The sequence below is a fragment of the Burkholderia diffusa genome, assembly GCF_001718315.1.
Taxonomy (GTDB): domain Bacteria; phylum Pseudomonadota; class Gammaproteobacteria; order Burkholderiales; family Burkholderiaceae; genus Burkholderia; species Burkholderia diffusa_B.
Genome location: NZ_CP013362.1, coordinates 997088 through 1022716 on the forward strand (window position 1 = coordinate 997088; position 25629 = coordinate 1022716).

20 protein-coding genes and 1 riboswitch are annotated in these 25629 nt (G+C 68.5%); of the genes, 5 read left to right on the plus strand and 15 right to left on the minus strand.

Annotated features, from left to right (window positions below; all coding sequences use genetic code 11):
• Positions 1-7 precede the first annotated feature (7 nt).
• A complete protein-coding gene (pepN, locus tag WI26_RS04565; protein WP_069225305.1) occupies positions 8-2701 on the minus strand; it encodes an aminopeptidase N in 2694 nt (897 codons plus the stop codon).
• A 186-nt stretch (positions 2702-2887) separates the two neighbouring features.
• Here pepN and WI26_RS04570 point away from each other — a divergent pair, with 186 nt between their 5' ends.
• Positions 2888-3589 carry a DUF4136 domain-containing protein gene (locus WI26_RS04570; RefSeq protein ID WP_069225306.1) on the plus strand — a complete coding sequence of 234 codons (702 nt, stop codon included), beginning with the start codon at positions 2888-2890 and terminating at the stop codon, positions 3587-3589.
• 52 nt (positions 3590-3641) lie between these two features.
• Here the strand turns inward: WI26_RS04570 and WI26_RS04575 are convergent, their stop codons facing one another.
• The 8 genes from WI26_RS04575 to WI26_RS04615 all read right to left on the minus strand — a co-directional run bounded on the left by WI26_RS04575 (position 3642) and on the right by WI26_RS04615 (position 11661).
• Positions 3642-4214 carry a TMEM165/GDT1 family protein gene (locus tag WI26_RS04575; protein WP_059509802.1) on the minus strand — a complete coding sequence of 191 codons (573 nt, stop codon included), beginning with the start codon at positions 4212-4214 and terminating at the stop codon, positions 3642-3644.
• A 79-nt stretch (positions 4215-4293) separates the two neighbouring features.
• Positions 4294-4431: riboswitch (yybP-ykoY riboswitch) on the minus strand.
• A gap of 91 nt (positions 4432-4522) precedes the next feature.
• Entirely contained in the window at positions 4523-5839 is a 1317-nt protein-coding gene (gene guaD / locus WI26_RS04580; protein ID WP_069225307.1) for a guanine deaminase, read from the minus strand.
• Positions 5836-6243, minus strand: coding sequence for a hypothetical protein (locus tag WI26_RS04585; RefSeq protein ID WP_069225308.1), 408 nt, complete (start codon positions 6241-6243; stop codon positions 5836-5838). Before WI26_RS04585 ends, guaD begins: the two co-directional genes overlap by 4 nt.
• Positions 6244-6270: 27 nt before the next feature.
• The gene (locus WI26_RS04590) at positions 6271-7296 is read right to left on the minus strand and encodes an adenosine deaminase (RefSeq protein WP_059467070.1); all 1026 of its coding nucleotides are present in this window, start codon (positions 7294-7296) and stop codon (positions 6271-6273) included.
• 18 nt (positions 7297-7314) lie between these two features.
• Positions 7315-8319 (minus strand): xanthine dehydrogenase accessory protein XdhC, encoded by a 1005-nt coding sequence (gene xdhC / locus WI26_RS04595; protein WP_069225309.1) that lies wholly within the window; start codon positions 8317-8319, stop codon positions 7315-7317.
• Positions 8320-8934: 615 nt separating this feature from the next.
• Positions 8935-9447: a disulfide bond formation protein B gene (locus WI26_RS04605; RefSeq protein ID WP_059467072.1), complete on the minus strand. Its 513-nt coding sequence runs from the start codon at positions 9445-9447 to the stop codon at positions 8935-8937.
• A gap of 149 nt (positions 9448-9596) precedes the next feature.
• Positions 9597-10973 carry an amidase gene (locus WI26_RS04610; protein ID WP_069225311.1) on the minus strand — a complete coding sequence of 459 codons (1377 nt, stop codon included), beginning with the start codon at positions 10971-10973 and terminating at the stop codon, positions 9597-9599.
• Positions 10974-10980: 7 nt separating this feature from the next.
• Entirely contained in the window at positions 10981-11661 is a 681-nt protein-coding gene (locus WI26_RS04615; RefSeq protein ID WP_059543694.1) for a GntR family transcriptional regulator, read from the minus strand.
• 277 nt (positions 11662-11938) lie between these two features.
• Between WI26_RS04615 and WI26_RS04620 the strand changes: the two genes are divergently transcribed.
• Together WI26_RS04620 and WI26_RS04625 are read left to right on the plus strand one after the other, a co-directional pair.
• Positions 11939-13126, plus strand: coding sequence for a gamma-glutamyl-gamma-aminobutyrate hydrolase family protein (locus tag WI26_RS04620; protein ID WP_059507135.1), 1188 nt, complete (start codon positions 11939-11941; stop codon positions 13124-13126).
• Positions 13127-13240: 114 nt separating this feature from the next.
• Complete coding sequence (locus WI26_RS04625) at positions 13241-13942, plus strand: DUF2968 domain-containing protein (RefSeq protein WP_069225312.1); 702 nt, start codon at positions 13241-13243, stop codon at positions 13940-13942.
• Positions 13943-14019: 77 nt separating this feature from the next.
• Here WI26_RS04625 and WI26_RS04630 read toward each other — a convergent pair whose 3' ends face one another.
• Positions 14020-15261 carry a hypothetical protein gene (locus tag WI26_RS04630; protein ID WP_236849294.1) on the minus strand — a complete coding sequence of 414 codons (1242 nt, stop codon included), beginning with the start codon at positions 15259-15261 and terminating at the stop codon, positions 14020-14022.
• Positions 15262-15312: 51 nt separating this feature from the next.
• Here WI26_RS04630 and WI26_RS04635 point away from each other — a divergent pair, with 51 nt between their 5' ends.
• Positions 15313-16608: an MFS transporter gene (locus WI26_RS04635; RefSeq protein WP_069226352.1), complete on the plus strand. Its 1296-nt coding sequence runs from the start codon at positions 15313-15315 to the stop codon at positions 16606-16608.
• 77 nt (positions 16609-16685) lie between these two features.
• Here the strand turns inward: WI26_RS04635 and WI26_RS04640 are convergent, their stop codons facing one another.
• Entirely contained in the window at positions 16686-18524 is a 1839-nt protein-coding gene (locus WI26_RS04640; protein WP_420480780.1) for a tetratricopeptide repeat protein, read from the minus strand.
• Positions 18525-18654: 130 nt separating this feature from the next.
• On the opposite strand from WI26_RS04640, the gene WI26_RS04645 reads away from it, so the two are divergent.
• Positions 18655-20310, plus strand: a complete 1656-nt coding sequence (locus WI26_RS04645; RefSeq protein WP_069225314.1) for an FAD-dependent monooxygenase — start codon at positions 18655-18657, stop codon at positions 20308-20310.
• 8 nt (positions 20311-20318) lie between these two features.
• Here WI26_RS04645 and WI26_RS04650 read toward each other — a convergent pair whose 3' ends face one another.
• The 4 genes from WI26_RS04650 to WI26_RS04665 are packed head-to-tail and all read right to left on the minus strand — an operon-like array spanning position 20319 to position 25621.
• Positions 20319-20570, minus strand: a complete 252-nt coding sequence (locus WI26_RS04650) for a formate dehydrogenase subunit delta (RefSeq protein ID WP_059467080.1) — start codon at positions 20568-20570, stop codon at positions 20319-20321.
• 7 nt (positions 20571-20577) lie between these two features.
• Positions 20578-23529 carry a formate dehydrogenase subunit alpha gene (gene fdhF / locus WI26_RS04655; RefSeq protein WP_069225315.1) on the minus strand — a complete coding sequence of 984 codons (2952 nt, stop codon included), beginning with the start codon at positions 23527-23529 and terminating at the stop codon, positions 20578-20580.
• Positions 23530-23546: 17 nt separating this feature from the next.
• Positions 23547-25124 (minus strand): formate dehydrogenase beta subunit, encoded by a 1578-nt coding sequence (locus tag WI26_RS04660; protein ID WP_069225316.1) that lies wholly within the window; start codon positions 25122-25124, stop codon positions 23547-23549.
• Positions 25121-25621 carry an NAD(P)H-dependent oxidoreductase subunit E gene (locus tag WI26_RS04665; protein WP_069225317.1) on the minus strand — a complete coding sequence of 167 codons (501 nt, stop codon included), beginning with the start codon at positions 25619-25621 and terminating at the stop codon, positions 25121-25123. Before WI26_RS04665 ends, WI26_RS04660 begins: the two co-directional genes overlap by 4 nt.
• Between the last annotated feature and the right edge of the window lie 8 nt (positions 25622-25629).

Consider the following 25629-nt stretch of genomic DNA (forward strand, 5'->3'; position numbering starts at 1 on the left):
CGTGACGTTACGCGAGTGCCTTCTCGACGATTTCGCGCACGTCGCGCGATTTCGCGCCGGCGGCGACCTGCTCGAGCGCTTCGCGCATCCGGTCGCGCAGCGCCGGCGTGAAGCGGCGCCACAGTTCGAGCGAGCGGGCGAGGCGCGCGGCGACCTGCGGGTTGATCGCATCGAGCGCGAGCACCTGTTCGGCCCAGAACGCATAGCCCGAGCCGTCCGCGGCGTGGAATTGCGCGGGGTTCGCCGCGCAGAAACTGAAGATCAGCGAGCGTGCGCGGTTCGGGTTCTTCAGGTTGAACGCGGGGTGCGCCATCAGCTTGCGGATCTTGGCGAGCGTCGGCTGCGCGGGCGTGCCGCGCTGCGCGGCCTGCATCGCGAACCACTTGTCGATCACGAGCGCTTCCTTCTCGAATCGACGGTAGAAGTCATCGAGTGCGCGCGCGGCCGCGTCGTTCGCGCCCGACGCCGCGGCGGACAACAGCCCGCCGAGCGCGGCGGCGCGGTCGGTCATGTTGTTCGCCGCGTCGTACTGCGCGGTCGCGATGCGCACGGCATCGGCCGGATCCTCGAGTTCGGCGAGATACGCGAGCGCGAGGTTCTTCAACGCACGGCGGCCGGATGCGTCGGGCGTCGGGTCGTACGCGCCCGGCGTCTGGTGCTGCTCGTACGCGGCGAGCCACTCCGCGCGCAGCGCGCTCGCGAGCTGGCGTCGCACGAACTGGCGCGCGCGATGCACGGCAGCCGGATCGGCTTCCGCCATCTGGTCGGCCAGATAGGTTTCCGATGGCAGCGTCAGCGCGAGTTCGCGAAACGCGGGCGACAGGCTTTCATCGGTCAGCACGCGGCGGAATGCGGCGATGAATTTCTCGCCGAGCGTGAGCGACTCGTTCGCGGCGGCGCGTGCGGCGAGCGTCAGCAGCGCGCGCGTCGCGAGGCGCTGGCCGGCTTCCCAGCGGTTGAACGGATCGCTGTCGTGCGCGAGCAGGAACGCGAGGTCGTCGTCGCTGTAGTCATACTCGACGATTACCGGTGCCGAGAAATTGCGCAGCAGCGACGGCAGCGGTTGTTCCGGCACGTCGACGAACGTGAAGGTCTGTTCGGTATCGGTGAAGTCGAGCACGCGCGTCGTGCCCGACGCGGTGGTTTCGCCATCGAGGCGCAGCGGCAGGTCGCGGCCGTCGCGGCCGATCAGGCCGATCGCGAACGGAATCAGCAGCGGCCCCTGCTGCGTCTCGCGCGCGGCCGGCGACGCATCGCCGTAGCCTTGCGTGAGCGTGATCGTGTAGCGACGCGCGGCCGCGTCGTACGCGGTGCGCACGGACACGCGGGGCGTGCCCGCCTGGCTGTACCAGCGCTCGAATTGCGCGAGATCGCGTCCGTTTGCGTCGGCCATTGCGTGACGGAAGTCGTCGCACGTCACGGCGTGACCGTCGTGGCGCTTGAAGTACAGGTCCATCCCCTTGCGGAAGCCGTCGCGGCCGAACAGCGTCTGGTACATCCGCACGACTTCCGAGCCCTTCTCGTAGACGGTCATCGTGTAGAAGTTGTTGATCTCGACGTAGCTTTCCGGACGCACCGGATGGGCCATCGGGCCCGCGTCCTCGGCGAACTGCAGCTGGCGCAGCACGCGCACGTCCTCGATGCGCTTGACCGCGCGCGCCGCGGATTCGACATCGTCGCCCGCGGCCATGTCGGCCGAGAATTCCTGGTCGCGGAACACCGTCAGCCCTTCCTTCAGGCTCAGCTGGAACCAGTCGCGGCAGGTCACGCGGTTGCCGGTCCAGTTGTGGAAGTACTCGTGCCCGACCACCGATTCGATGTTCGCGAAGTCGGTGTCGGTGGCGGTCTCGGGGTTCGCCAGCACGTACTTCGTGTTGAAGATGTTGAGCCCCTTGTTCTCCATCGCGCCCATGTTGAAATCGCCCACGGCGACGATCATGAAACGGTCGAGATCGAGCTCGAGGCCGAAGCGCTTCTCGTCCCAGCGGATCGAGTGGATCAGCGAATCCATCGCGTGCCGGGTCTTGTCGAGATCGGCCGGTTCGACCCAGACCTGCAGCAGCTTTTCCTTGCCGGAACCGGACGTGATCTTCTCCTCGATCGCGACGAGCTTGCCCGCGACCAGCGCGAACAGATAGCTCGGCTTGCGGAACGGGTCTTCCCATTTCGCGAAGTGGCGGCCATCGGGCAGCTCGCCCGAGTCGACGAGGTTGCCGTTCGACAGCAGCACCGGATACGCGGTCTTGTCCGCGCGCAGCGTGACGGTGTACGAGGCCATCACGTCGGGGCGGTCGAGGAAGTAGGTGATGCGGCGAAAGCCTTCGGCCTCGCACTGCGTGAAGAAGTTGCCGCTCGACACGTACAGGCCGGACAGCGTCGTGTTCTGGTCCGGCGCGCACGCGCTGTCGAGCGTGAGCTCGAATGCGTCGGGCACGTTTTCGACGGTCAGCCCGTGTTCGTGCGCACGCACCGCGCCATACGGCTTGTCGTCGAGCGCTGCACCGAGGAATTCGAGCGCTTCACCCATCAGCTCCAGGTGCGGGGTAGGCGCCGCGTCCGGATTGCGACGCACGCGCATCGTATTCCTGACGATCGTGCGGGCCGGCGCGAGGTCGAATTCGAGCGCGACGGAATCGATGAGGAAAGCCGGCGGCGTGTAGTCGGCGCGGCGGATCACGGTGGAGGAGGCGTTGTCGGACATGGTCGTCGAGATCGGTGGAGTGGGGATCGGGCCCGCGGCGCGAGCCGGGCGAACCGGGCCATTGTACAAAGGCTTGCGGCTGCGTGCCGGGCGAACTTTTTACCGGTTCCGGCAGTCCGCGTATTATCGGCATCCCGTGCAGTTCGCGCGGTGCGACGAACGGGTGACGGATCGACGAGGATCGACATGAAACGCGAATGGATTCAACGCAGTGCGGGCTGGGCCGCGATGCTGTGCGTGGCGCTGCTGACGGGCTGCACCAGCTATGTGACGACGCAGGTCACGGCCTTCTCCGACTGGAGCGGCAGCGACGCGACACGCACTTACGCCTTCACGCGCACGGATGCGCAGAAGCACAGCATCGAACAGTCGACCTACGAGCCGATCGTCGCGAACGAACTGTCCGCGTACGCATTCCGGCAAGTGCCGGCCGCGCAGGCGCGCTATCTGGTCGGGCTGGCCTACGGGGTCGGCAGCGACCTGGTGACGGTGCCGCAGCCGGTCTACTACGACCCGTGGTTCACGGGGCCGGGGCCGTACTGGCGGGGCGGGCCGTGGGGCCCGTGGGGGCCCTGGGGGCCGATGCCGGCGGGCTACGTCGCGCAGACCTACCAGGTCTTCGACTACACGCTCGGCATCCGGATCACCGAGCGCGCGACCGGCAAGGAAGTCTATAACGTGACCGCACGTACCACCGGCGACAACGGTGCGCTGCTGTATGCGATGCCGTTCCTCGCGCGCAGCGCGCTCGCGGATTTCCCGCTGGCGAACGGCGCGATCCGCACTGTGCGGCTGCCGGTCGACAAGCACGGCGGGCCGGCCGCGCCGGCCGCCAACGAGCGTGCGGTGCCGGCCGTGCCGGCATCGGGCGCGGCCGTCGCGAAGTAACACGGTATCGACACCGGCGCGGCCGCCCGGCCGCGTCGTTTGCCTGCGTACGTCAGGCTCCGATGCCCAGCAGCGCCAGCGCGCCGAGCACGACGAACAGCACGGCCGCAATGCCGTGCACCAGCTTCGTCGGCAGGCGGTGCGCGAATCGGTCGCCAAGCAGGATCGCGGGCACGTTCGCCAGCATCATCCCGAAGGTCGTGCCGGCCACCACGCCGATGTAATCCTGGAAGCGCGCGGCGAGCGCGACGGTCGCGATCTGCGTCTTGTCGCCCATCTCAGCGAGGAAGAACGCGACGAGCGTCGCGCCGAACACGCCGAGCCGCGAGCGGTTCGCATTGGCTTCGTCCGCATCGAGCTTGTCCGGCACGAGGATCCACAGTCCCATCGCGATGAACGAGAACGCGAGCGCCCAGCGCATGATCGACGGCGTGACGAGCGCGCCGAGCCATTCGCCGAGCGCACCGGCAAAGCCATGGTTCACGAGCGTCGCGGCGAGCACGCCGAGAATGATCGGCAGGGGCTTGCGATAGCGCGCAGCCAGCACGAGGGACAGCAGTTGGGTCTTGTCGCCGATTTCAGCGAGGGCGACGGCGCCGGTGGAGATCAGGAAGGCTTGGGACACGTACGGGGTTTCCACGGGCCGATGTTATGCGTGCGAGCGACGATCCGCCGCGCGCCGGGCCCTGATGCGGCGCGCAGTGAACCATCGGTCTCGCCAGGCCTTGGTGGCTGCGCCCGCCATGGCCGAACGGCCAAGTCTGTTGACGGACGCCTCCGTCACGATGCGCGCCCGGGGCGCGGGACATCGAGCGGAGCGGCTACTCCCCAATGAGCGGCGAATTCTAGCACGGTGCGTGGCGTGCGCGGTGCGAATCCGGTTGCTCCGGCGTGCGTCGCGACGCACGCCGGAGCAGCAGTGTGGCAAGTGCGTTACGCGGCGGCGCGGCGTGCGGCGCCGCGCTCGTGCACGAGCTGGCCGGCCGCATACGTGCGGTACACGGCACGGTCGTCGCCGAGCAGCGCGAACGCGAACAGCAGCTCCTCGAGCGATTCCGCGCGTTTCGTGCGGCGCGCGAGCAGCGGCGTGGCCTGCGGGTCGAGCACGACGAAATCGGCCTCGGTGCGCGGCGCGAGCGTGCCGACGGTGTCGGCGAGATCGAGCGCTTGCGCGGCGCCGGCCGTCGCGAGCCAGAACATCCGCGTCGCGCTCAGGTGATGGCCCGACAGCCGCGCGACCTTGTGCGCCTCGTTCATCGTCTGCAGCATCGAGAACGACGTGCCGCCGCCGACGTCGGTGGCGAGCGTGACAGGCACGTCATATTCGCCGGCCTTGTCGAAGTCGAACAGGCCGCTGCCGAGGAAGAAGTTCGACGTCGGGCAGTGCGCGACGACGGTGCGCGTCTCGGCCATCCGGCGGCGGTCCTCGTCGTCGAGATGGATGCAATGGCCGTACACCGCGCGCGGGCGCAGCAGTCCGTAGCGGTCGTAGATGTCGAGATAGCTGCGGTGCCCGGGGAACAGCTCGGCCACCCATTTCACTTCATCGACGTTTTCCGCGACGTGACTCTGCACGAACACGTCCGGATGGCGACGCGCGAGTTCGCCGCACGCCTCGAGCTGCGCCTCGGTGGACGTCGGCGCGAAGCGCGGCGTAACCGCATACATCTGGCGGCCCTTGCCGTGCCAGCGGCCGATCAGCTCGGCGCTGTCGTCATAGCCCGATTGCGCGGTGTCGCGCAGGAACTCGGGGCAGTTGCGGTCCATCAGCACCTTCCCCGCGATCATCCGCAGGTCGCGTGCGTCGCTCGCCGCGAACAGCGCGTCGGCCGACTGCTTGTGCACGGTGCAGTAGACGAGCGCGCTCGTCGTGCCGCAGGCGAGCAGTTCGTCGACGAAGAAGTCGGCGACCTTGCGCGCATGTTCCGGATCGCCGAACCGGCGCTCGGTCGGGAACGTGTATTTGTCGAGCCACGGCAGCAGGCCGGGCGCCGGCGACGCGATCATGTCCGTCTGCGGATAGTGGATGTGCGTGTCGATGAAGCCGGGCACGATCAGCTTGTCGCGCAGATCGTGGACGACCGCGTCGCGCGCGAGCGTCGCGGCGAGGCGCGCATGCGGGCCGGCCGCGACGACCTTGCCGTCGTCGACGATCAGCAGGCCGTCGGTCTCGTGGTTCGCGGCCTGGCTCGACTGCGCCGGGTCGCCGTTGAAGGTCAGCAGCTGGGAACGGAAAGCGGTTTGCGTCATGACGAATGGTCCTGCATCAAGGTAAGGCGAACAGAAGAAAGCGGTCGGCGCCGCGCGGGCGACGGCATGGCTGGCGCTGCGCGGGCATGCGCGATGCGGCGAAGCGCGGCGGCCGGAGCGCCGCGGTCGGCGATCGCGCACGCGAGCGTGGCGTCCGCCATCACCGGGTTGCTGGCGGACGACGTCGAGAACGCGGCGGCAATCGTAGCGGCATCTGCGACCGGCGCGGCGGCGAACTGCACGACGCGCCGCAACGACAGGCTTCGGCGCGCGGCATCGCACAACGCCGTCGCCACGCGGGCGACGGGCGCGACGCCGACGTGCGTGCGCGGTGCTCGCACGCGACCGGCGTGGCGCAGGGCCGGACCGGTCGCCACGAAGCGGATGTCGTCGACGTGTTTCATCTGTCTAGCGAGCCTCGATGCCGGCCGTCACGCGGCCTGCCAGTACGAATCGAGACGCGCGATCAGCGCATCGCGCTGCGCGGCGTCGACGAACGACGCCTCGAAGCCGTTGCGGATCACCGCGTGCACTTCGGCGTCCGTCAACTGCAGCCCGTCGACCGTCGCGAAGTAGTTGTCGTTCACGTAGCCGCCGAAATAGGCCGGATCGTCGGAGTTGATCGTCACTGCGACGCCGCGATCGAGCAGCGCCTTCAGCGTGTGCTTCGTCATGTCGTCGAACACGCACAGCTTCAGGTTCGACAGCGGGCATACGGTCAGCGCCGTACGCGTGCGCGCGAGGCGCTCGACCAGCGCCGCGTCCTCGATGCTGCGTACACCGTGGTCGATCCGGTCGACCTTCAGCACGTCGAGCGCTTCGTAGATGTAGGCGGGCGGGCCTTCCTCGCCCGCATGGGCGACGAGCTTCAGCCCGAGCGCACGGGCCTTCTCGAACACGCGCGCGAACTTCGTCGGCGGATGGCCGAGCTCGGACGAATCGAGACCGACGCCGATCAGCCGGTGGCGATAACGTTCGAACAGCGGCAACGCGGATTCGAACGTCGCGAGCGCATCGTCTTCGGACAGGTGGCGCAGGAAACACAGGATCAGCTTGCTCGACAGCCCGCGCGGTTCGGCATCGGCGAGCGCGCGATCGATGCCGGCGACGACCGTCTCGATCGGCACGCCACGTTCGGTGTGCGTCTGCGGATCGAAGAACAGCTCGGTGTGAACGACGTTGTCGGCGAGTGCGCGTTCGCAGTACGCGGCCGTCATGTCGTAGAAATCCTGCTCGGTCAGCAGTACGCTCGCGCCGGCGTAATAGATGTCGAGGAACGACTGCAAATCAGTAAACGCATACGCGGCGCGCAATGCGTCGATTGACTCGTACGCGAGTTTCACGCCGTTGCGCTGCGCGAGCGCGAAGATCAGTTCGGGCTCGAGCGAGCCTTCGATATGGATGTGCAGCTCGGCTTTCGGAGCGCGGGCAATCTTGTCCTTGAATGTCGGAGTCATGGCGTTGTTCTTGGTCGGTCAGAATGTAGGGGAAGCCTGCGCGGGCGCGTTCGCCTCGACGGCCTGCAGCAGTTGCGCGGCCACCGAGATCGCGATCACTTCGGGCGCCTTGTCGACGATGCCTTCGACGCCGATCGGGCAGCGCATCCGCGCGATCTGGGCAGGATCGATGCCGATCGCCGCCAGCCGATGATCGAACTGCACGCGCTTGGTGTGCGAGCCGGTCATCCCGAAATACGCATAGTCGCCGCGCCGCAGGATGCGTTCGGCCAGCACGAAATCGAGTGCGTGGTCGTGCGTCATCACGACGAAGTATGCGTGCGGCGGCGCCGTGTCGACGGCGTCGGCCGGGCTGGCCACCGCGTCGATCGCGAGATTGCCGATCCCGGCGAGTGCGTCGGCCGGCGGGAACGCCGCGTCGGGTCCGTCGATCCAGCGCACGTGGCATGGCAATGTCGCCAGCACCTTTACGAGCGCGGTGCCGATGTGTCCCGCGCCGAACAGCACGACGGGGAACGCATAGGGTGCGATCGTTTCGGTCATCAGCGACACGCCGCCGGTTTCCCACAGCAGGCAATCGGCGCGCGCCGCGGGCGATTCGGGCTCGCTCAGCAGCGGCGCGCCCGGCGAGGGGCCGAATGATACGCTACGCACGGTCGCGGCGCCCGCCGCGACGCGCTTCGCGAGCGACATGATCCACCCGAGGTCGCCGACGTCGAGCCGCTCGAACGCGAGCACGACCGCGCCGCCGCAGCACTGGCCGAGGCTCGGGCCGAGCGCGAGCCGTTCGAGCCGGCGCGCGTGGCGCACGTGCGCGCCGTCCTTCAGCAGATGCCGCGCGATCTCGATCGCCTTCCATTCCAGATGACCGCCGCCGATCGTATGGCGGGCCATGTCGCGCGTGACGAGCATCTTCGTGCCGGCCTCGCGCGGCGCGGAGCCGTCGGTATGTGCGACCGTCACGAGTACGGCCGCTTCGCCGTGCGCGAGCAGTTGCTGCAGATCGCCGAGCCAGGCTTCCATCAGCACGCTCCGGTCGGGACGACGCGGCACGACGCGCGGCGCGGGCTGGCGGGCGCGGCGGCAACGAGGACGGACGAGAGGGGCGCGGGCCGGCTGCCCGACTGATTCGATGAGGTGGCCGTGCGCCGAAGGCGCGCGCGAACGACGCCGCGGAACATGCGGACGCCATGAGGGTGACGGATGCGGATGGTTTGCGTTGTCATGATGAATCCAGTCGACATTGCGGATCGGGCGCGCGTTACGCAGAAGGTGAGACCGCTGGCCTCGCGCACGTAGATCGCCATCCAGTCGCGAAGATAGCACCGCAACGCGGCGGAAACATTGCCGGGCGGTGATCCGGGCTATCAGACGGCGATCATGTCGATCATAGGCCCGCCGCGCGGGATCGGGGCGCGGATGCACGGGCATCGAGCCGAAACGCATGCGGGGCGGGGCGCGCGCGAATGTCGCGCCAGATGCGTTCGCCCAGAAACCCAGGTTGCGGCGAGGGTAGGTGTTTACGCGCGGCCGGCAGGATGCGGCTGCGTTGGGGCTGCGCCGGTGCAGCCGGGCGAGCAGCGCGAAGCGCCCGCGCGGCCTCGACCGGTCGGCCGGACCGCGGGACGCGGCGCCCAATCAGCCTGCCAGCTTGCGGCGATGGCGCCAGAGGCTCGAGGCGACGGCAATCAGGATCGCGGCGAAGCCGATCAGCGCCCAGCCGGGCAGCAGGATGCCGAAGATCGGCGGGTAGACGGTTTCGCACAGGCCGGCGACCTTGAACATGCCGGGGAACCACTGGGCGGGCGGCAGGCTGTCGACGATCGGCTGCAACGTGTCGAAGCCGCAGCTGAAGCCCGGATTCATCTGGATCGACAGATGCCGTGCGGCGGTGCCGACGCCGCCGGCCGCGGCGATCGCGATTAGCAGCTCGAGCACCCAGATGCCGCGCCAGTTGCGCATCCCGGCCGCCAGGAACGCGAAGATCCCGATCGCCGCGAAGAAGTAGCGCTGGATGATGCACAGCGGGCACGGATCTTCGTTCTTCACGTACTGCAGATAGAGCGCGCCGGCCAGCAGGGCGATGCACACCCATCCGAGCAGCATCAGCAGGCGGCGTTCACGGCGGAGTGCGAGCGTGGAGTCGTTCATGTCGGCGGGATTCCTGTCGTTGGTCGGTCCGATAAACAATCGCGCGATTTTAGCGCGAACGATCTGGCACGAAACTGACAGCGCGCGTGCGGCGCCCCGCCGCAGCCGCTTGGTCCGGGGCATTTCCCGCCGTCATTGCGCCCGTGCGGTCACCGGATCGTGTTCAGCACGGCTTCGACCGCCTGGCCGATCGCGAGCAGCGCGTCGTCGCGATGCGGCGCGGCCGCGAGCATCAGGCCGACCGGCGCTGCGTCGCGGGGGTGGCACGGCAGCGACAGCGCGCAGGCGTCGAGGAAGTTGAACGCGCTCGGGTTGCGAAGGATCAGTGCGTTGGTGCGCGTGAAGGCGGCGTCATCCGCTTCGAGTTCGGCGATGCGCGGCGGCACGACCGGCACCGTCGGCGCGACGAGCGCGTCGAAGCGCGACCAGACCGTGTGTGCCGCTTCGTCCAGCATTGCCTGGCGGGCGGCGAGCAGGTCGAGATAGTCGGCCGCGCTCGCCGGCTCGCCCTTCAGGATGCGCGAAAGCACGCGCGGGTCGTATTGGTCGCGGTGCTGCGCGAGCAGCGGCCGATGCCACGCGTATGCCTCGATCGGCGAGAAGCCGAAGCGGTTGATGTCCGGCAACCGGTCGAGCGCGGAAAAGCGCACTTCCGTGACGATCGCGCCGGCGGCTTCGAGGTGCTTCAGCGATGCGTCGAGCGCGGCGGCGACGTCGGCATCGACGCCGTCCGTCACATAGTTGGTCAGCACGCCGAGCCGCACGCCTTCGAGCGGCCGTGCGGCCGGCACGTGCGGCTCGAGGCCCGCGAGCATCCGGTCGACGAGTGCGCAGCAGGCCACCGTCAGGCCGATCGGGCCGAACGAGTCGAGCGTGGTCGACAGCGGCACGCCGCCTTGCGTCGGGATCCGGCTCGCGGTCGGCTTGAAGCCCGTGAGCCCGCACAGCGCGGCCGGAATGCGGATCGAGCCGCCGGTGTCGGTGCCGAGCGCAACGGCCGCCATCCCGTCGGCGACGGACGCCGCCGCGCCGGACGACGAGCCGCCGGCAATGCGCGCGTCGCCTGGCACGTCACGGCGGTACGGCGAGCGCGGCGTGCCGAAGTGCGGATTCAGGCCGAGCCCCGAGAACGCGAACTCGCTCATGTTGGTGCGGCCGACCAGCACCGCGCCCGCACGCTTGAGCCGCGCGACGGCGACCGCATCGGTCTTGGCGGGCGGCGCACCGTCGAGCACGCGCGAGCCGGCGCGCGTCACCTGGCCCGCGGCGTCGAACAGATCCTTCACCGACACGGGAATGCCGGCGAGCGGCGACAGCACGGTGCCCGCGGCACGCAGGCGGTCGTGGGCATCGGCGGCCGCGCGCGCGTTGTCGGCGTCGACTTCGGTGAAGACGGCCGCACCCTGGCCGGACGGATCGGCGATCCGTTCGAGCGCGACGTCGACGAGCGCGCGGCTCGTGGTCCTGCCCGCGGCGAGGTCGGCGGCGAGCTGGGCGAGCGGGGGGAAGGGCGTGAAGGCGGTCATAGGCGGCTCAGGGACGAAGATGTTGGACAAGGGTGGCGCGAAACGAATCGATATGGCGTTCGACGGCCGTGCGCGCGCCGGCTGCATCGCGCGCGGACAGCCGCTCGAACAGTTCGCGGTGCTCGCGCTGGACGTCGGACAAGTGGTGCGGCTCGGACAGCGTGACGAACCAGAAGCGCAGCGAGCGTTCGTGCAGCGCGCGCAGGATTTCCGCGAGCACGGTATTGCGTGCCGCCGCGGCCACGGCCTGATGAAACGCGCGGTCGAGCGCCATCATGCCCTCGACGTCGTGCGTGTCGACGCACGCCTGCCCGTCGTCGAGCAGCGCGGCCATGCGCGCGAGATCGTCGGGCGTCGCATGGCGGGCGGCGAGTTCGACGCAATGCGCTTCGTTGATGCGGCGCACGTCGGTCACCGCGACGATGTCGTCGAGCGACAGCGGCTGCACCATGAGGCCCTTGCGCGGCATCACGGACAGCAGCCCTTCGAGCACCAGCCGGTGAACGGCCTGATGCACGGGCGTGCGGCCGATGCCGGTGCGTGCGACGAGGTCGGCTTCATTGAGCGCGGCGCCGGGCTTCAGGCGCATCGTGATGATGTCGCGCTGGATCAGCGCATACGCACGATCGGCGAGGCTGACCGCCGATGCGGCAGGCGGGTCGCGCGGGGCGTCGGTCAGGGCGTTCATCCAGGCGGCGGCGCGGTGGCCGGACAGGGCGCGATCATGTGCGGGCGAGCGGGGGAGCATGGGCAATGCGTGAATATTATTGTGATATATCACTGCTGTCCAGTGTGCCCGGGCGACTATCGAATCCATGAAATGGGTCCGGCGACATGCCATGCGATCGATGCGACGAGTTGCAACAATATCGACAGGATGTTGCTCGTTTACCGCGCGATCGAGCACTGAAGCATAATGAATCCTCGTCAATCCACACGCGCGAGCGACGTACCAGCCCATCGTCATGAGCGAAAACACGCCTTCCCCGGCCGGTCTGCCCGGCACCTCGTCCGCTTCCACCGATTCCCCCCGTTCCGGTCCCGCGCATACGCCGGAGGCGCCCGCCGCTCAGGCCGCCGCCGCGCAGGTCGTCGCGGCGGACGGCGCATCGCCCGTCACGGCGGCGTCCGAACCGGGCGCTGCCGGCACGACAGGCGCCGCTGCCGACGGCAGTGCAGTGCCGCCGAAGCCCGGTGCCGCACCGCCCGGTTTCGGCGCGCAGCCCGATTTCGACACGCCGCGCCCGCCGCCCGCGAGCGCGCAGAACGCGCCGCCCGCATACCTGAAGCAAAGCGACACGCCGTGGTCGGTGTTCGGCCGGATCGTCGCGGCACGCGCGCGCCGGATCTTCGATCGCGCCGGCCAGCGGATCACGCAGCGTACGCTGCGCATCGGCGTGTCGGCGCGGATCTTCCATCCGGAGCCGGGCGCGAAGGGGCTGCGCGGCAAGACGCTGCAGTATCTCGAGGAATCGATCGCGCATTGGGTGATGTCGCGCGACGTGCTCGTGTTCATGATCCCGACCGTCGGTCACCAGGGCATGCTGCATCCGAGCAACATCCGTTTGCGCGACTACGCGAAGCATCTCGACGGCCTGTTGCTGCAAGGCGGCGCCGACGTGTCGCCGCAAACGTACGCGGCGTCGGATGCACGTCCCGAATGGCCGGGCGACCGCGTGCGTGACATGTACGAGCTCGAGCTGTTTCACGAGTTCGTCGAGTCGGGCAAACCGGTGCTCGGCGTGTGCCGCGGCTGCCAGCTGATCAACGTTGCGTTCGGCGGGTCGCTCTACCAGGACATCGCGACGGACGTGCCGACCGCGAATCCGCACGTGAGCGAGCATTACGACCAGCATCGCCACGCGATCCGCTTCCCCGATTCGTCGACGCTCGCGAGCATGTTCCCCGGGCGCAGCGAAGCGATCGTGAACTCGATCCACCATCAGGCGATCCGCGATCTGGGCCGCGATCTGAACATCGAGGCCGTGTCGGCCGGCGACGGGATCATCGAAGGCATTCGCTACCGGCGTGCACCGTTCGTCGTCGGCGTGCAATGGCACCCGGAGTTCCATCGAGCCGGCGGCGCCGAGTTGCTCGACTGCACGCCGCTGCTCGATGCGTTCCTGCGCGCGGCACGCGAGACCCGCCTGTAACCCGTTTTCCTATTGCCTGGCAGGAAGACAGGCCGCATCACGATAAATTCGAGATGCGGTCGTTTCGTTTTGAACGATAATCGCGACTCCCGATTCGTTCGCCGGAGTCTGACGTTGGCCTTCCGAGATTTTTCCCCTGCACGATGCGCGACGTGGATCGTTGCGCTGGCCGCCTGCGCGCACGCGGGCGCGGCGTGGTCCGATGCGACGGCGCCGGTCGCGGGCACGCGCCCCGCGATGACGAGCCTGAGCGGCGATGCTTCGACTGCGGCGCCTGCCTCCGCGGCCTCCGCCACGGAGGCAGGCGCACAAGGCAACGTCGCCGAACTCACGCAGTTGCTGCACGACGGACGAATCGTCGAGATGCGCACGACCTACAACGGCAGCTATGGCGCAAGCCTGATGTTCGATCCGCGCGAGATGACGTATTGCGTCGCGCTGTTTCAGGACAAGCATCTGTGGCGCGTGATCAGATCGCAGGAGAAGAGCCGCGCGGAAATGGTGTACGCGAACTTCGTCCAGCAGACGGCGCAGCTTGCGGACGTCGAAATTCGTCGCACTGAACTCCAGGCGCAGAAGACGTTCCTCGAACGCGTGATCGCGCTGCAGGCGAATCGAGCGCAGCAACTGCAGGCCGATCTGAATGTCGCGCGCGGCCAGCAAGCCGAGGTCGCGCAGCGGCAGAAGGCGGCGCAGGAGCAGACGCAGGCGCTGCAGATCGAGAAGCGGGCGGCACAGGTGCAGTTGCGCGATCTGCAGGAGCAGGTACGGCAACTCGAGCGGCAGTCCGAAACGGGTTTGCCTGCGCACAAGTGACGATTCGGTCCGATGGATCGACGGACGAACGAAAACCCGGCGAAGCCTGCTTCGCCGGGTTTTTTGTTGGGCGCGTGTCAGCGGGTGAGCGTGTCCGGTACGTCGGTCAGGCGGCGGTGGGACAGTTGCGCTGTCCAGTCGAAACCGGCGCCGGGCGCATTGACCGCCGGTTCCGGGCGATCGGCGTGCAGCGCATTTGCCATCGCGATAAGCGTGAGCGGATCGTCGAGCGGGTCGACCGGCGCGCCGGGATGCGCTGGCGAACCGACGAGATCGGACGTCGGCGCGCGCGACGCGTAGTGCGCGACTGACGGGCGGGCTGTGAATCGCGGCGCGGAAGGTGCGTGCACGCGTGCCGTTGTCGTGCGCCTGTCGTCCGGCCGATGAGGCGTCGGCTGCGCCGAGGCGGCGACGCGCTGAACCAGCGGAGTCGTGTCGGCGTGTCGCGGTCCTGGATGGATCGTCGCATCGCGTGCGACGGGCGACGCTGGGGAATGCGTCGCAACCGGCCGCGCCGCGATGGACTGCGCCGGCGCGATGTTCGGCGTGGCGGGGGCCACCGCGGCCGTTTGCACGGCGCCCATGGACTGCGCGGCATGTTCCGGCACGAGGCCGGCGGCCTGCATCGCGGGCGCGAAACCCGGGAACGGCTCGTGCGCGGCGATCAACCAGCCGATGATGCCGAGTGCGCCGATGCTCCAGCAGGCGGCGTGCCGCGCACGCCGGTCATGCGCGCGACCGCCGGTGCGCTCGACGTGCTGGCCGGCGGCGCGTGCCGCAACGGCCGGGATACCTGCAGACACCGGACGCGCGGCGGGCGGCGATTGCCAGTGGCACGTGCGATGCGGTGCTTCGACGTCGATGCATGAGGTCTTCAGGATGGCAACGCAACGCGTGTCGCGCCCGGTACCGGGCAGGCCGCTGAACGTCCATTCGCGGCCGAACGGCGGCACGCCGTCGAGCGGCGCGACACGAGGGCGGGCAAGCGGGCCTTCGACGGAAACGAGGGGCGTTGGAATCATGAGGGCGGTACGCGGTGCGACACGGGCAACGATGCCGGCGGCGGCGCGAGTAGCGTGGCAAGTCTTGGCATTGTGGTCAGTCGACGGCGACCGGTCGATCAGATCAATCTGATTTTGGTACGTTTTTTGAGGCGATTCGTACGAGACGACCACGGCGATGGTGGTCGCGGCCCCGGCCCAAGGCAATTGTCGGCTTCGCGTGGCATCATTTGCGGACCATGCCGGCGTGCGCGTCGGCGCGCGGCGTGCCGCGGGCTGGCCGTGATGTTCGAGCGTGCCGGTCCGTGCCACACGCATCGTCGGAACCACACGGCGCCGATGTCGCGCCATCCGCGCCGAGAGAAAGACATGTCCACTGCAACACACGCCGTCACGCGGGAATCGAAGGTTCGTACCGTGTTTCGGGTCGTCAGCGGCAACTTCCTGGAAATGTACGACTTCATGGTCTACGGGTATTACGCGTCGGCCATCGCGAAGACCTATTTCCCGAGCGGCAACGCGTTCGCTTCGCTGATGCTGTCACTATCGGTGTTCGGCGCGGGCTTCCTGTTGCGCCCGGTCGGCGCGATCGTGCTCGGCGCGTACATCGACCACCACGGCCGCCGCAAGGGGCTGATCCTGACCCTCGGACTGATGGCGCTCGGCACGCTCGCGGTGGCCGCGATACCCGGCTATGCGACGATCGGCGTGCTCGCGCCGATGCTCGTGCTGCTCGGCCGGTTGCTGCAGGGCTTTTCCGCGGGCGTCGAGCTGGGCGGCGTGTCGGTCTACCTGTCGGAGATCGCGACGAAAGGCCACAAGGGGTTCTATACGTCGTGGCAATCCGGCAGCCAGCAGGTGGCGGTCGTGTTCGCCGCGTTCGTCGGCGTGCTGCTGAATCGCGCGCTTCCGGTCGAGGACATGACCGCGTGGGGCTGGCGCATTCCGTTCCTGATCGGCTGTCTGATCGTCCCGTTCCTGTTCCTGATCCGTCGTTCGCTGAAGGAGACCGACGAATTCCTCGCGAAGCGTCATCGCCCGACGATGAGTGAGATCATGCGCTCGATGCTCGCGAACTGGGGTGTCGTGATCGCCGGCATGGGGATGGTGATCATGACGACGGTGTCGTTCTACATGATCACCGCGTACACGCCGACGTTCGGCAAGGAAGTGCTGCATCTGTCGTCGCTCGACGCGCTCGTCGTGACGGTCTGCGTCGGCCTGTCCAATCTCGTCTGGCTGCCGCTGTCCGGCGCGCTGTCGGATCGCATCGGCCGCCGCCCGGTGCTGATCGCATTCACGGTGCTCACGCTGCTGTCGGCCTACCCGGCCGTGCTGTGGCTTGTGGCCGATCCGTCGTTCCTGCGGCTGCTGGCGGTCGAACTGTGGCTGTCGTTCCTGTACGGCTCGTACAACGGCGCGATGGTCGTCGCGCTGACCGAAGTCATGCCGGCCGACGTGCGCACGGCCGGCTTTTCGCTCGCGTACAGCCTTGCGACGACGATCGGCGGTTTCACGCCGGCGATCTCGACGTTGCTGATCCACCAGACAGGCAACAAGGCGGCTCCGGGGCTGTGGCTGAGCGTCGCCGCGATCTGCGGATTGATCGCGAAGCTCGTGCTGTACCGCACGCCCGAGTCGCGCAACCAGTACAAGGCGACCTGACGCCGCCAGTATTGCATCGCGTCGAATGAAGAAAGGGAGCGGTTGCGCTCCCTTTCTTCATCTGCGTTTGGCGGCAGTCAGGCGTCTCGCAGCGCGCCTGCGACCGCTGCCGCCACGTCGAGCCACTGCCCCGGTGCGGACTGGCGGACGAGCCTCGCATGCGGATACCATGGGCAGTCGGCGCCAGTGAACCAGCGCCAGTCGGCTGCGGACGGCAGCATGATCCACAACGGCTTGCCGAGCGCGCCCGCGAGGTGCGCAACCGCCGTGTCGATCGTGACGACGCCGTCGAGCCGTTCGATCAGCGCGGCCGTGTCGGCGAAGTCGTTCAGTCGCCCGTCGAGGCGATGCACGCGCGGATGCGCGTCGACGCGCGCGCGTTCATCTTCGTCGAGCGCCGGCTGCAGCACGATCCAGTCGATGTCAGGCAGCGCGAGCAGTGGCGCGAGCGCGTCGAACGGCATCGAGCGGTTTTCCTGCGCCTGCCGGCGCCCGGACCATGCGAGCCCGAACTTGCGTTTCGACTGGCCGCCGAGCGAGCCGCGAAAACGCCGGTGCGCGCTGTCCGGCGCGTCGAGGTAGCGCCTGCCCGCGACGATGTCGGCCGGCTGCAGGCCGAGCAGGAACGGCAGGCTCATCAGCGTGCATGCGATGTCAGCCGCGGGCGGTTTCGCGGCGCCCTGTGCGACGAGCGTCACGCGCCAGCGTGCCGCGGCCGGCGTGAGCAGCGCGACGAGTTCCGGCTGCACTTCGAGCACGACGCGCGCGCAGCGCGCGCGGGCGAGCGGCACGAAGCGGACGAACTGCAGCGTGTCGCCGAAGCCCTGTTCCGCGCGGATCAGCAGCGTGCGCGATGCAATGGGCTCGCCTTGCCAGCGCGGCAGCGTGCCGAGCGGTGTCGCGCCCGGCGTGTCGTGACGCGCTTCGTATGCGGGCAGGCCGCGGGTGAAGTCGCCCAGCGTCAGCAGCGTGACGGCGCGATGCAGGTGCGCGAGTTTGAGGTCGGGAGCGACGCGCAGCGCCTGGTCGAACGCGCGCAGCGCCATCTCGTGCGCGCCGAGTGCGTGATGCGCGTTGCCGAGGTTCAACCACGCGAGACTGAACGACGGATCGAGGCCGACCGCGCGTTCGTAGTAGGGCAGCGCTTCGCGCTGGCGTCCCTGCGCGCACAGCGCGTTCGCGAGCCCGAAAAGGGCGAGCGGGAACGGCGGGTGCAGCGCCAGCGCGGCTTCGAATGCGGCGGCGGCTTCACCGTGACGGCCGACCGCCTCGAACGTGTTGCCGAGATTGAAATGCGCGGCGACGAAGCGCGGCTGCGCGGCGATCGCGGCCTGGAAGTGCGCGATCGCGTCGTCGGCCCGGCCCATCGCGTTCAGGGCCATCGCGAGATTGTTGTGCGCACCGGCATGCCCGGGCCGCAGTTCGAGGGCGCGACGGAATGCGGCGAGCGCGTCGTCGTGGCGGCCGAGGGCATTCAGCGCGTTGCCGAGGTTGTTGTGGATCGAGGCGTCGTCGGGCGTGAGCTGAAGTGCGCGACTGAACGCGTCGAGCGCATCCTCGTGGCGCTGCAGCGCCGCATAGGCGTTGCCGAGGTTGTAGTGTGCAAGCGGAAATTCGGGCGCGAGCGTCAATGCGTTGCGAAAGCGGTCGATCGCTTCGTCGAGTCGGCCGAGCGCCTTCAGCGCATTGCCGAGATTGAGCTGCAGCGCGGCATCGTTCGGGCGCAGTTCGACCGCACGCCCGACGAGATCGGCCGCCTCGGCATGCTGGCCCTGCTGATGCCGCAGCACGCCGAACAGATGCAGTGCGTCGGCGTCGGCGGGATTGGAGGCCAGTGCGGCGCGATAGCCGTGCTCGGCCTCGGCGAGGCGGCCCGCGCGGTGCGCGGCATACGCTCGGTCGAATGCGGAATCCATGACGCGAAAACTGACGGAAAGCGCGTATTTTCCCACACTGCGCGCGGGCGCCCCAGATCGGCCGGTCGGCATATGGCCCCGTCACGCGGAGCGGCGTAGACTTGCACAATCGCGTGTCATCGAGGTTCTCATGGCGGACACACTGCTCGATATCCCGCCCGTGCTGATCGTCGGTGCGGGTCCGACCGGCCTTGCCGCTGCGATGGCTCTCGCGCGTGCCCGCGTGCCGGTACGCATCATCGATCGGCTCGCCGCGCCCGCGCCGCATTCGCGCGCGATCGGCATCCAGGCGCGCACGCTCGAATTGCTGGAGCAGCATCGCGCGATCGAACCGTTTCTCGCGTTGGGGCATCGCGCGCATGCGGCCGCGCTGCATGCGGATGGCCGCGTGATCGCACGGCTCGATTTCGATCCGCTGCAAACGCGCTATCCGTATCTGCTGTTTCTCGACCAGAGCATCACCGAGCGGTTGCTCGCCGAGCACCTGGCCGGGTTCGGCGTGACGGTCGAACGCGGCGTCACGCTGACAGCGTGCGACGCGGGTGCTACGTCGCTCGACGTGACGATTCGCGGCGCCGACGGTCGCGAACAGGCGTTCGCACCGTCGTACCTGATCGCCGCCGACGGCGCGCACAGCACGGTGCGCCATCTGCTTGGCCTGGGCTTCGCCGGGCATGCGTTCGAGCAGACCTTCCTGCTCGCCGATTTCGCGGCGATACCCGATTGGCCGGACGAGGAGATCCATCTGTTCACGACGCCCGACGGTATCGCGGGGCTGTTTCCGATGGGAGGCGGCCGCTACCGGCTTGTCGCCGACCGACCACCCGGCGCCGACGCATCGCCCGACGCGCCGCCCCCGACGCTCGACGAATGCGAGGCGATCGTGCGTGCTCGCGTCGGCGCGTCGATCGCGCCGAGCGATCTCGCGTGGTCGGCGTATTTCCGCCTGCATAGCCGGATGATCGACCGGCTGCGTCACGGGCGCGTGTTCTTCGCGGGCGACGCCGCGCACGTTCACAGCCCGGCGGGCGCGCAGGGCATGAATACGGGTATCCAGGAAGCGTTCAATCTCGGCTGGAAGCTCGCGCGCGTGCTTGGCACCGGCACGCCGGAGCGGCTGCTCGATACGTATCATGCGGAGCGCCATCCGATCGAGCGTGACGTATTGCGGCAGACAGGCTTCATCACGCAGATCGTCGAAGCCGACCACGGCGCGATGAAGCTGCTGCGCGATCATGTCGTGCCGCTGCTGGCGTCGTTCGGGCCGGTGCGGGACGCGGTGCGCCGCACCGTCAGCGAGCTCGGCGTGCAATATCGAAAAAGCCCGCTCACGCTCGAACGCGTGCTCGATGGCGGGCCGCGCGCCGGCGAGCGTGCGCCCGACGCGCTCGTGCACGTGGTCGATGGGCCGCTCGGCCGGGCGCCCGGGACCGCGCGACTATACGACTTGCACGATCCGGCGAGCTTTACGCTGCTGATGCTCGAGGAGCCGCCAGATGCCGACGCGGGCAATGCGGACGACGTGCCGCCGATGCCTGCGGACGCGCGTGCGCTCGTCGAAGGCCTGGAGCGAATCATGCCGGGGGCCGTGAGAACGTGGCGCGTCGCCGATGCCGAAAGCGACGGCGCCGAAGGGCTCGCGCAGGTATATGGCCGTTCGAGGCCGTCGTTCTACCTGCTGCGTCCAGATGGCTACATCGCGGTGCGCGGTCGCACGGCAACCGACGCGAACGCGCTGCTGCGCCATTGCGAAAGCTGGTTCGCGGGCATGCCGGTGCCCGCGTAGCGGTGCGCTCAGGCGGGAGCGGCTGCCGGCACGAGCGATGCGCGGTGTGCGGCGATCGCGTCGCGCACGATCGGCGCGGCGCGTTGCGCGGCTTCGCTCGACGGATCGTCGAGCGCGGCGAGCAACGCGCGCCGCATCCGTGGCTCCCAGAAGCGCCGGATGTGTTCGGCGATTCCGGCCAGCGCTTCTTCGCGATCGGGCATCGATTCGAAGAACGCGCCGATCTGGTTGGCCATGTCGATCAGGTGTCCGTTGTCCATCGCGTCCTCACTTGCCCGTCGTCGCGGCGGCCGGCGTGGCGACGCGGTGCTCGAGCAGGTCGAGCTGCTCCGAGTTGAAGCGCGCATACGCGCGCTGCCAGTCCGACGGCTGCGCAACCGGCATCACCTGCACGGCCGTGACCTTGTATTCCGGGCAGTTCGTGGCCCAGTCGGAACTGTCCGTCGTGATTACGTTCGCGCCCGACTCGGGGAAGTGGAATGTCGTGTACACGACACCCGGCTGCATGCGGTCGGACACGAGCGCACGCAGCACCGTCTGGCCGGCCCGCGATTCGATGCCGACCCAGTCGCCGGTCCGGATCCCGCGATCCTCCGCATCGTGCGGATGAATCTCGAGGCGGTCTTCTTCATGCCACCGGACGTTCTCAGTCCGGCGTGTCTGCGCGCCGACGTTGTATTGCGACAGGATGCGGCCCGTGGTCAGGATCAGCGGATAACGCTGCGTGACCTTTTCCGGCGTCGGAATGAACTGCGTGATCACGAACCGGCCCTTGCCGCGCACGAACGCGTCGATGTGCATCGTCGGCGTGCCGTCCGGCGCCTGTTCGTTGCACGGCCACTGGATGCTGCCAAGCGCGTCGAGCTTCTCGTACGACACGCCCGAGAAGGTCGGCGTGAGCCGCGCGATCTCGTCCATGATTTCCGACGGATGCGTGTAGTGCATGTCGTAACCGAGCGCCTGCGACAGCAGCAGCGTCACTTCCCAGTCGGCGTAACCCGCAAGCGGCGGCATCACCTTGCGCACGCGCGAGATCCGGCGCTCCGCGTTCGTGAACGTGCCGTCCTTCTCGAGGAAAGTCGAACCCGGCAGCAGCACGTGCGCGTACTTCGCGGTCTCGTTCAGGAAGATGTCCTGCACGACGATGCATTCCATCGACGACAGCGCGGCCGCGACGTGCTGCGTGTTCGGGTCCGACTGGACGATGTCCTCGCCCTGGCAGTAAAGCCCCTTGAAGCTGCCGTCGAGCGCCGCGTCGAACATGTTCGGGATGCGCAGCCCCGGTTCCGGTTGCAGCGTGGCCGACCATGCTGCCTCGAACTGGCTGCGCACGATTGCGTCGCTGATGTGCCGGTAGCCAGGCAGCTCGTGCGGGAACGAACCCATGTCGCACGAGCCTTGCACGTTGTTCTGGCCGCGCAGCGGATTGACGCCGACGCCTTCGCGGCCGATGTTGCCGGTAGCCATCGCGAGGTTCGCGATGCCCATCACCGTTGTCGAGCCTTGCGCGTGTTCGGTCACGCCGAGGCCGTAGTAGATCGCGGCGTTGCCGCCCGTCGCGTAAAGGCGCGCGGCTTCGCGCACCAGGGCGGCCGGCACACCTGTCACGTCCGCCGTCGCTTCCGGTGAGTTCTCGGCACGCGATACGAAATCGCGCCATTGCTCGAATGCGCGCGTGTCGCAGCGTTCAGCGACGAATGCGTTGGCGACGAGCCCTTCGGTGACAATGACGTGCGCGAGCGCGTTGACCATCGCGACGTTGGTGCCGGGGCGCAACTGCAGGTGGTAGGTGGCCTTCACGTGCGGGCCGTCGACCACGTCGATGCGGCGCGGGTCGATCACGATCAGCTTCGCGCCTTCGCGGATGCGCCGCTTCATGCGCGACCCGAATACCGGGTGGCCGTCGGTCGGATTCGCGCCCATCACGACGATCACGTCGGCCTGGCCGACCGACGCGAAGGTCTGCGTGCCGGCCGATTCGCCGAGCGTCGTCTTCAGGCCGTAGCCGGTCGGCGAGTGGCACACGCGTGCGCACGTGTCGACGTTGTTGTTGCCGAACGCTGCGCGCACGAGCTTCTGCACGAGGTAGGTTTCCTCGTTCGTGCAGCGCGACGACGTGATGCCGCCGATCGAATCGCGGCCGTATTTCTGCTGCAGCTTGCGGAATTGCGTCGCCGCGTACGTGAGCGCCTCTTCCCAGCTGACTTCGCGCCACGGGTCGGTGATCTTCTCGCGGATCATCGGCTTCGTGATGCGGTCCTTGTGCGTCGCGTAGCCCCACGCGAAGCGGCCCTTCACGCATGCGTGGCCTTCGTTCGCGAGGCCGTTCTTGTACGGCGTCATGCGCACGACCTGCGTGCCCTTCATCTCGGCCTTGAACGAGCAGCCGACGCCGCAGTACGCGCAGGTCGTGACGACCGAGTGCTCGGCCTGGCCGAGCTGGACGACGGACTTCTCCTGCAGCGTGGCGGTCGGGCACGCGGCGACGCAGGCGCCGCACGATACGCATTCCGATGCCATGAACGATTCGCTTTCGCCGGCGGCGACACGCGATTCGAAACCGCGCGCGGCGATCGTCAGCGCGAACGTGCCTTGCGTTTCCTCGCACGCGCGCACGCAGCGGTTGCAGACGATGCACTTCGACGGATCGTATGTGAAGTACGGATTCGATTCGTCCTTCTGCTCGCGCAGGTGATTCGCGCCGTCGAAGCCGTAGCGCACTTCGCGCAGCCCGACCACGCCAGCCATGTCCTGCAGCTCGCAGTCGCCGTTGGCGGGGCAGGTGAGGCAGTCGAGCGGATGATCGGAGATGTACAGCTCCATCACGTTGCGGCGCAGCGACTGCAGCCGGTCCGACTGCGTACGTACTTTCATCCCGGCTTCGGCGGGCGTCGTGCACGATGCCGGATAGCCGCGCCGGCCTTCGATTTCGACCAGGCACAGACGGCACGAGCCGAACGGTTCGAGCGAGTCGGTCGCGCAGAGCTTGGGCACGTTGACGCCGGCTTCGATCGCGGCGCGCATCACCGACGTGCCGGCCGGCACCGTCACCGGCTGGCCGTCGATTTCGAGCGTGACGTCGGTATCGGCATGCCGTTGCGGCGTGCCGTAGTCGGTTTCGTCGAACGGATCGCGCATGCGCGCCTGGGCGGCGCTCTTGCACGCGCATTGGCCCGAGCCGCAGCCGCCTTGGCGGACGTTGTTCGTGTCGAGGGACATTCAGGGCTCCTTCTGGGTCAGGCCGCGGCCTTGACCGGACCCGAAGCGGCTTGCTTGCCGGCGGCGAGCCCGAAATCTTCGGGGAAATGGTCGAGCGCGGACAGTACCGGGTACGGCGTCATGCCGCCCATCGCGCACAGCGAGCCGGCGAGCATCGTGTCGCACAGATCGCGCAGCAGCGTGACTTGTCGCTCCGACGTGTCGCCCTGGCGAATGCGTGCGATCGTCTCGACGCCGCGCGTCGAGCCGATCCGGCACGGCGTGCACTTGCCGCACGATTCGATCGCGCAGAACTTCATCGCGTATTCGGCGAGCTCCGCGAGATTCGACGTGTCGTCGTGCAGCACGATGCCGCCGTGGCCGACGACCGCGCCGATCGCCGTGTAGGCCTCGTAGTCGAGCGGCACGTCCCACTGGTGTTCGGGCAAATAGGTGCCGAGCGGGCCGCCGACCTGTGCGGCGCGTGCGGGCCGGCCGCTCGCCGTGCCGCCGCCGTAGTCGAACAGCAGCTCGCGCAGCGTGACGCCGAACGCGAGCTCGACGAGGCCGCCATGACGGATATTGCCCGCGAGCTGGAACGGCAGCGTGCCGCGCGAGCGGCCCATCCCGTAGTCGCGATAGAACGCTGCGCCGCGCGCGAAGATCACCGGCGCGGTTGCGAGCGTGATCACGTTGTTGATCACGGTCGGCTGGTCGAACAGGCCGGCGAGCGCGGGCAGCGGCGGCTTCGCGCGCACGACGCCGCGCTTGCCCTCGAGCGATTCGAGCAGCGCCGTTTCCTCGCCGCACACATACGAGCCGGCACCCTTCGCGACGTGCAGGTCGAATGCATGCGCGGAGCCGAGCACGCGTTCGCCGAGCCAGCCGGCTTCACGGGCGCGCTCGATCGCGGTTTCCAGTGCCGCGATCGCGTGCGGGTATTCGCTGCGCACGTAGATGTAGCCGAGCGTCGCGCCCGTCGCGATGCCGGCGATGATCATCCCTTCGATCAGGCAGTACGGATCGCTTTCCATGATCAGGCGATCGGAGAACGTGCCCGAATCGCCTTCATCCGCGTTGCAGACAATGTACTTCTGCGTTGCGCTGGCCTGCCGGACGGTGCGCCACTTGATGCCGGCAGGGAAGGCTGCGCCGCCGCGGCCGCGCAGCCCCGATTCGATCAGCAATTCGCATGCGGCGCCGCCGTCGAGCGCGAGCGCGTTCTTCAGGCCGGCGAGGCCGTCGTGTTTCAGGTAGTCGTCGATCGACAGCGGATCGGTCAGGCCGATGCGCGCGAACGTGAGGCGCTGCTGGCGCGCGAGATAGGGCAGGGCGTCGACGAAGCCGACGCCGCTCGGATGCGCGCCGCCGTCGAGCCAGTTCGCGTCGAACAGCGCGGGCACGTCCGCGGCCGACAGGTTCGCATAACCCACGCGCCCGGCGGCCGTGCCGACCTCGACGAGCGGCTCGAGCCACAGCAGCCCGCGCGAACCGTTGCGGATCAGTTCGATCGCGACGCCGCGCCGCTCGGCTTCCGCGACGATCGCGGCGGCGACGGCGTCGGCGCCGAGCGCCAGCGCGGACGAATCGCGCGGAACGTAGATGCGGGTCGTCATGCGACCTCCTGTGTGTGGGCGGTCGCGGCGGCGAGCAGGGCGTCGAACTTCTCCGGCGTGACCTTTGCATGCAGCACGCCGTTGACCGTCATCGACGGCGATTGCGCGCACAGCCCGAGGCAGTAGACCGATTCGAGCGCGATGTCGCCCGGCGCGTGCGCGTCGGCGCCATCGCCGTGCGCCGCGTCGAACCGGCAGCCCGTGCGCGCTTGCGCATGCGCGGCCAGTGTTTCGCAGCCCATGCTGCGGCACGCCTCGGCGCGGCACATCTGGATCGTCACACGCGCGGGCGGCGCGGTGCGGAAGTGGTGATAGTAGGTGAGCACGCCGTGCACTTCGGCGCGCGATAAATTCAACGCCTTCGCGAGCGGCGCGACGCAGCCTGCGGGCACGTAGCCTGCATCGTCCTGGATCGCATGCAGGATCGCGACGAGCGAGCGGCCGGCACGCGCGTGGCGCTCGACGAGCGCGTCGGGCGCAGGGGAATTGGGGGACATCGGTTATG

What these genes read in the sequence shown, in the direction of transcription:
- WI26_RS04610 (WP_069225311.1), bottom strand. Translation starts at nt 10,973, where the DNA reads ATGACCGCCTTCACGCCCTTCCCCCCGCTCGCCCAGCTCGCCGCCGAC.
- xdhC (WP_069225309.1), bottom strand. Translation starts at nt 8,319, where the DNA reads ATGGAAGCCTGGCTCGGCGATCTGCAGCAACTGCTCGCGCACGGCGAA.
- WI26_RS04665 (WP_069225317.1), bottom strand. Translation starts at nt 25,621, where the DNA reads ATGTCCCCCAATTCCCCTGCGCCCGACGCGCTCGTCGAGCGCCACGCG.
- pepN (WP_069225305.1), bottom strand. Translation starts at nt 2,701, where the DNA reads ATGTCCGACAACGCCTCCTCCACCGTGATCCGCCGCGCCGACTACACG.
- WI26_RS04650 (WP_059467080.1), bottom strand. Translation starts at nt 20,570, where the DNA reads ATGGACAACGGACACCTGATCGACATGGCCAACCAGATCGGCGCGTTC.
- fdhF (WP_069225315.1), bottom strand. Translation starts at nt 23,529, where the DNA reads ATGTCCCTCGACACGAACAACGTCCGCCAAGGCGGCTGCGGCTCGGGC.
- WI26_RS04605 (WP_059467072.1), bottom strand. Translation starts at nt 9,447, where the DNA reads ATGAACGACTCCACGCTCGCACTCCGCCGTGAACGCCGCCTGCTGATG.
- guaD (WP_069225307.1), bottom strand. Translation starts at nt 5,839, where the DNA reads ATGACGCAAACCGCTTTCCGTTCCCAGCTGCTGACCTTCAACGGCGAC.
- WI26_RS04570 (WP_069225306.1), top strand. Translation starts at nt 2,888, where the DNA reads ATGAAACGCGAATGGATTCAACGCAGTGCGGGCTGGGCCGCGATGCTG.
- WI26_RS04635 (WP_069226352.1), top strand. Translation starts at nt 15,313, where the DNA reads ATGTCCACTGCAACACACGCCGTCACGCGGGAATCGAAGGTTCGTACC.
- WI26_RS04590 (WP_059467070.1), bottom strand. Translation starts at nt 7,296, where the DNA reads ATGACTCCGACATTCAAGGACAAGATTGCCCGCGCTCCGAAAGCCGAG.
- WI26_RS04585 (WP_069225308.1), bottom strand. Translation starts at nt 6,243, where the DNA reads ATGAAACACGTCGACGACATCCGCTTCGTGGCGACCGGTCCGGCCCTG.
- WI26_RS04630 (WP_236849294.1), bottom strand. Translation starts at nt 15,261, where the DNA reads ATGCGTGTGGCACGGACCGGCACGCTCGAACATCACGGCCAGCCCGCG.
- WI26_RS04640 (WP_420480780.1), bottom strand. Translation starts at nt 18,524, where the DNA reads ATGGATTCCGCATTCGACCGAGCGTATGCCGCGCACCGCGCGGGCCGC.
- WI26_RS04660 (WP_069225316.1), bottom strand. Translation starts at nt 25,124, where the DNA reads ATGACGACCCGCATCTACGTTCCGCGCGATTCGTCCGCGCTGGCGCTC.
- WI26_RS04615 (WP_059543694.1), bottom strand. Translation starts at nt 11,661, where the DNA reads ATGAACGCCCTGACCGACGCCCCGCGCGACCCGCCTGCCGCATCGGCG.
- WI26_RS04645 (WP_069225314.1), top strand. Translation starts at nt 18,655, where the DNA reads ATGGCGGACACACTGCTCGATATCCCGCCCGTGCTGATCGTCGGTGCG.
- WI26_RS04620 (WP_059507135.1), top strand. Translation starts at nt 11,939, where the DNA reads ATGAGCGAAAACACGCCTTCCCCGGCCGGTCTGCCCGGCACCTCGTCC.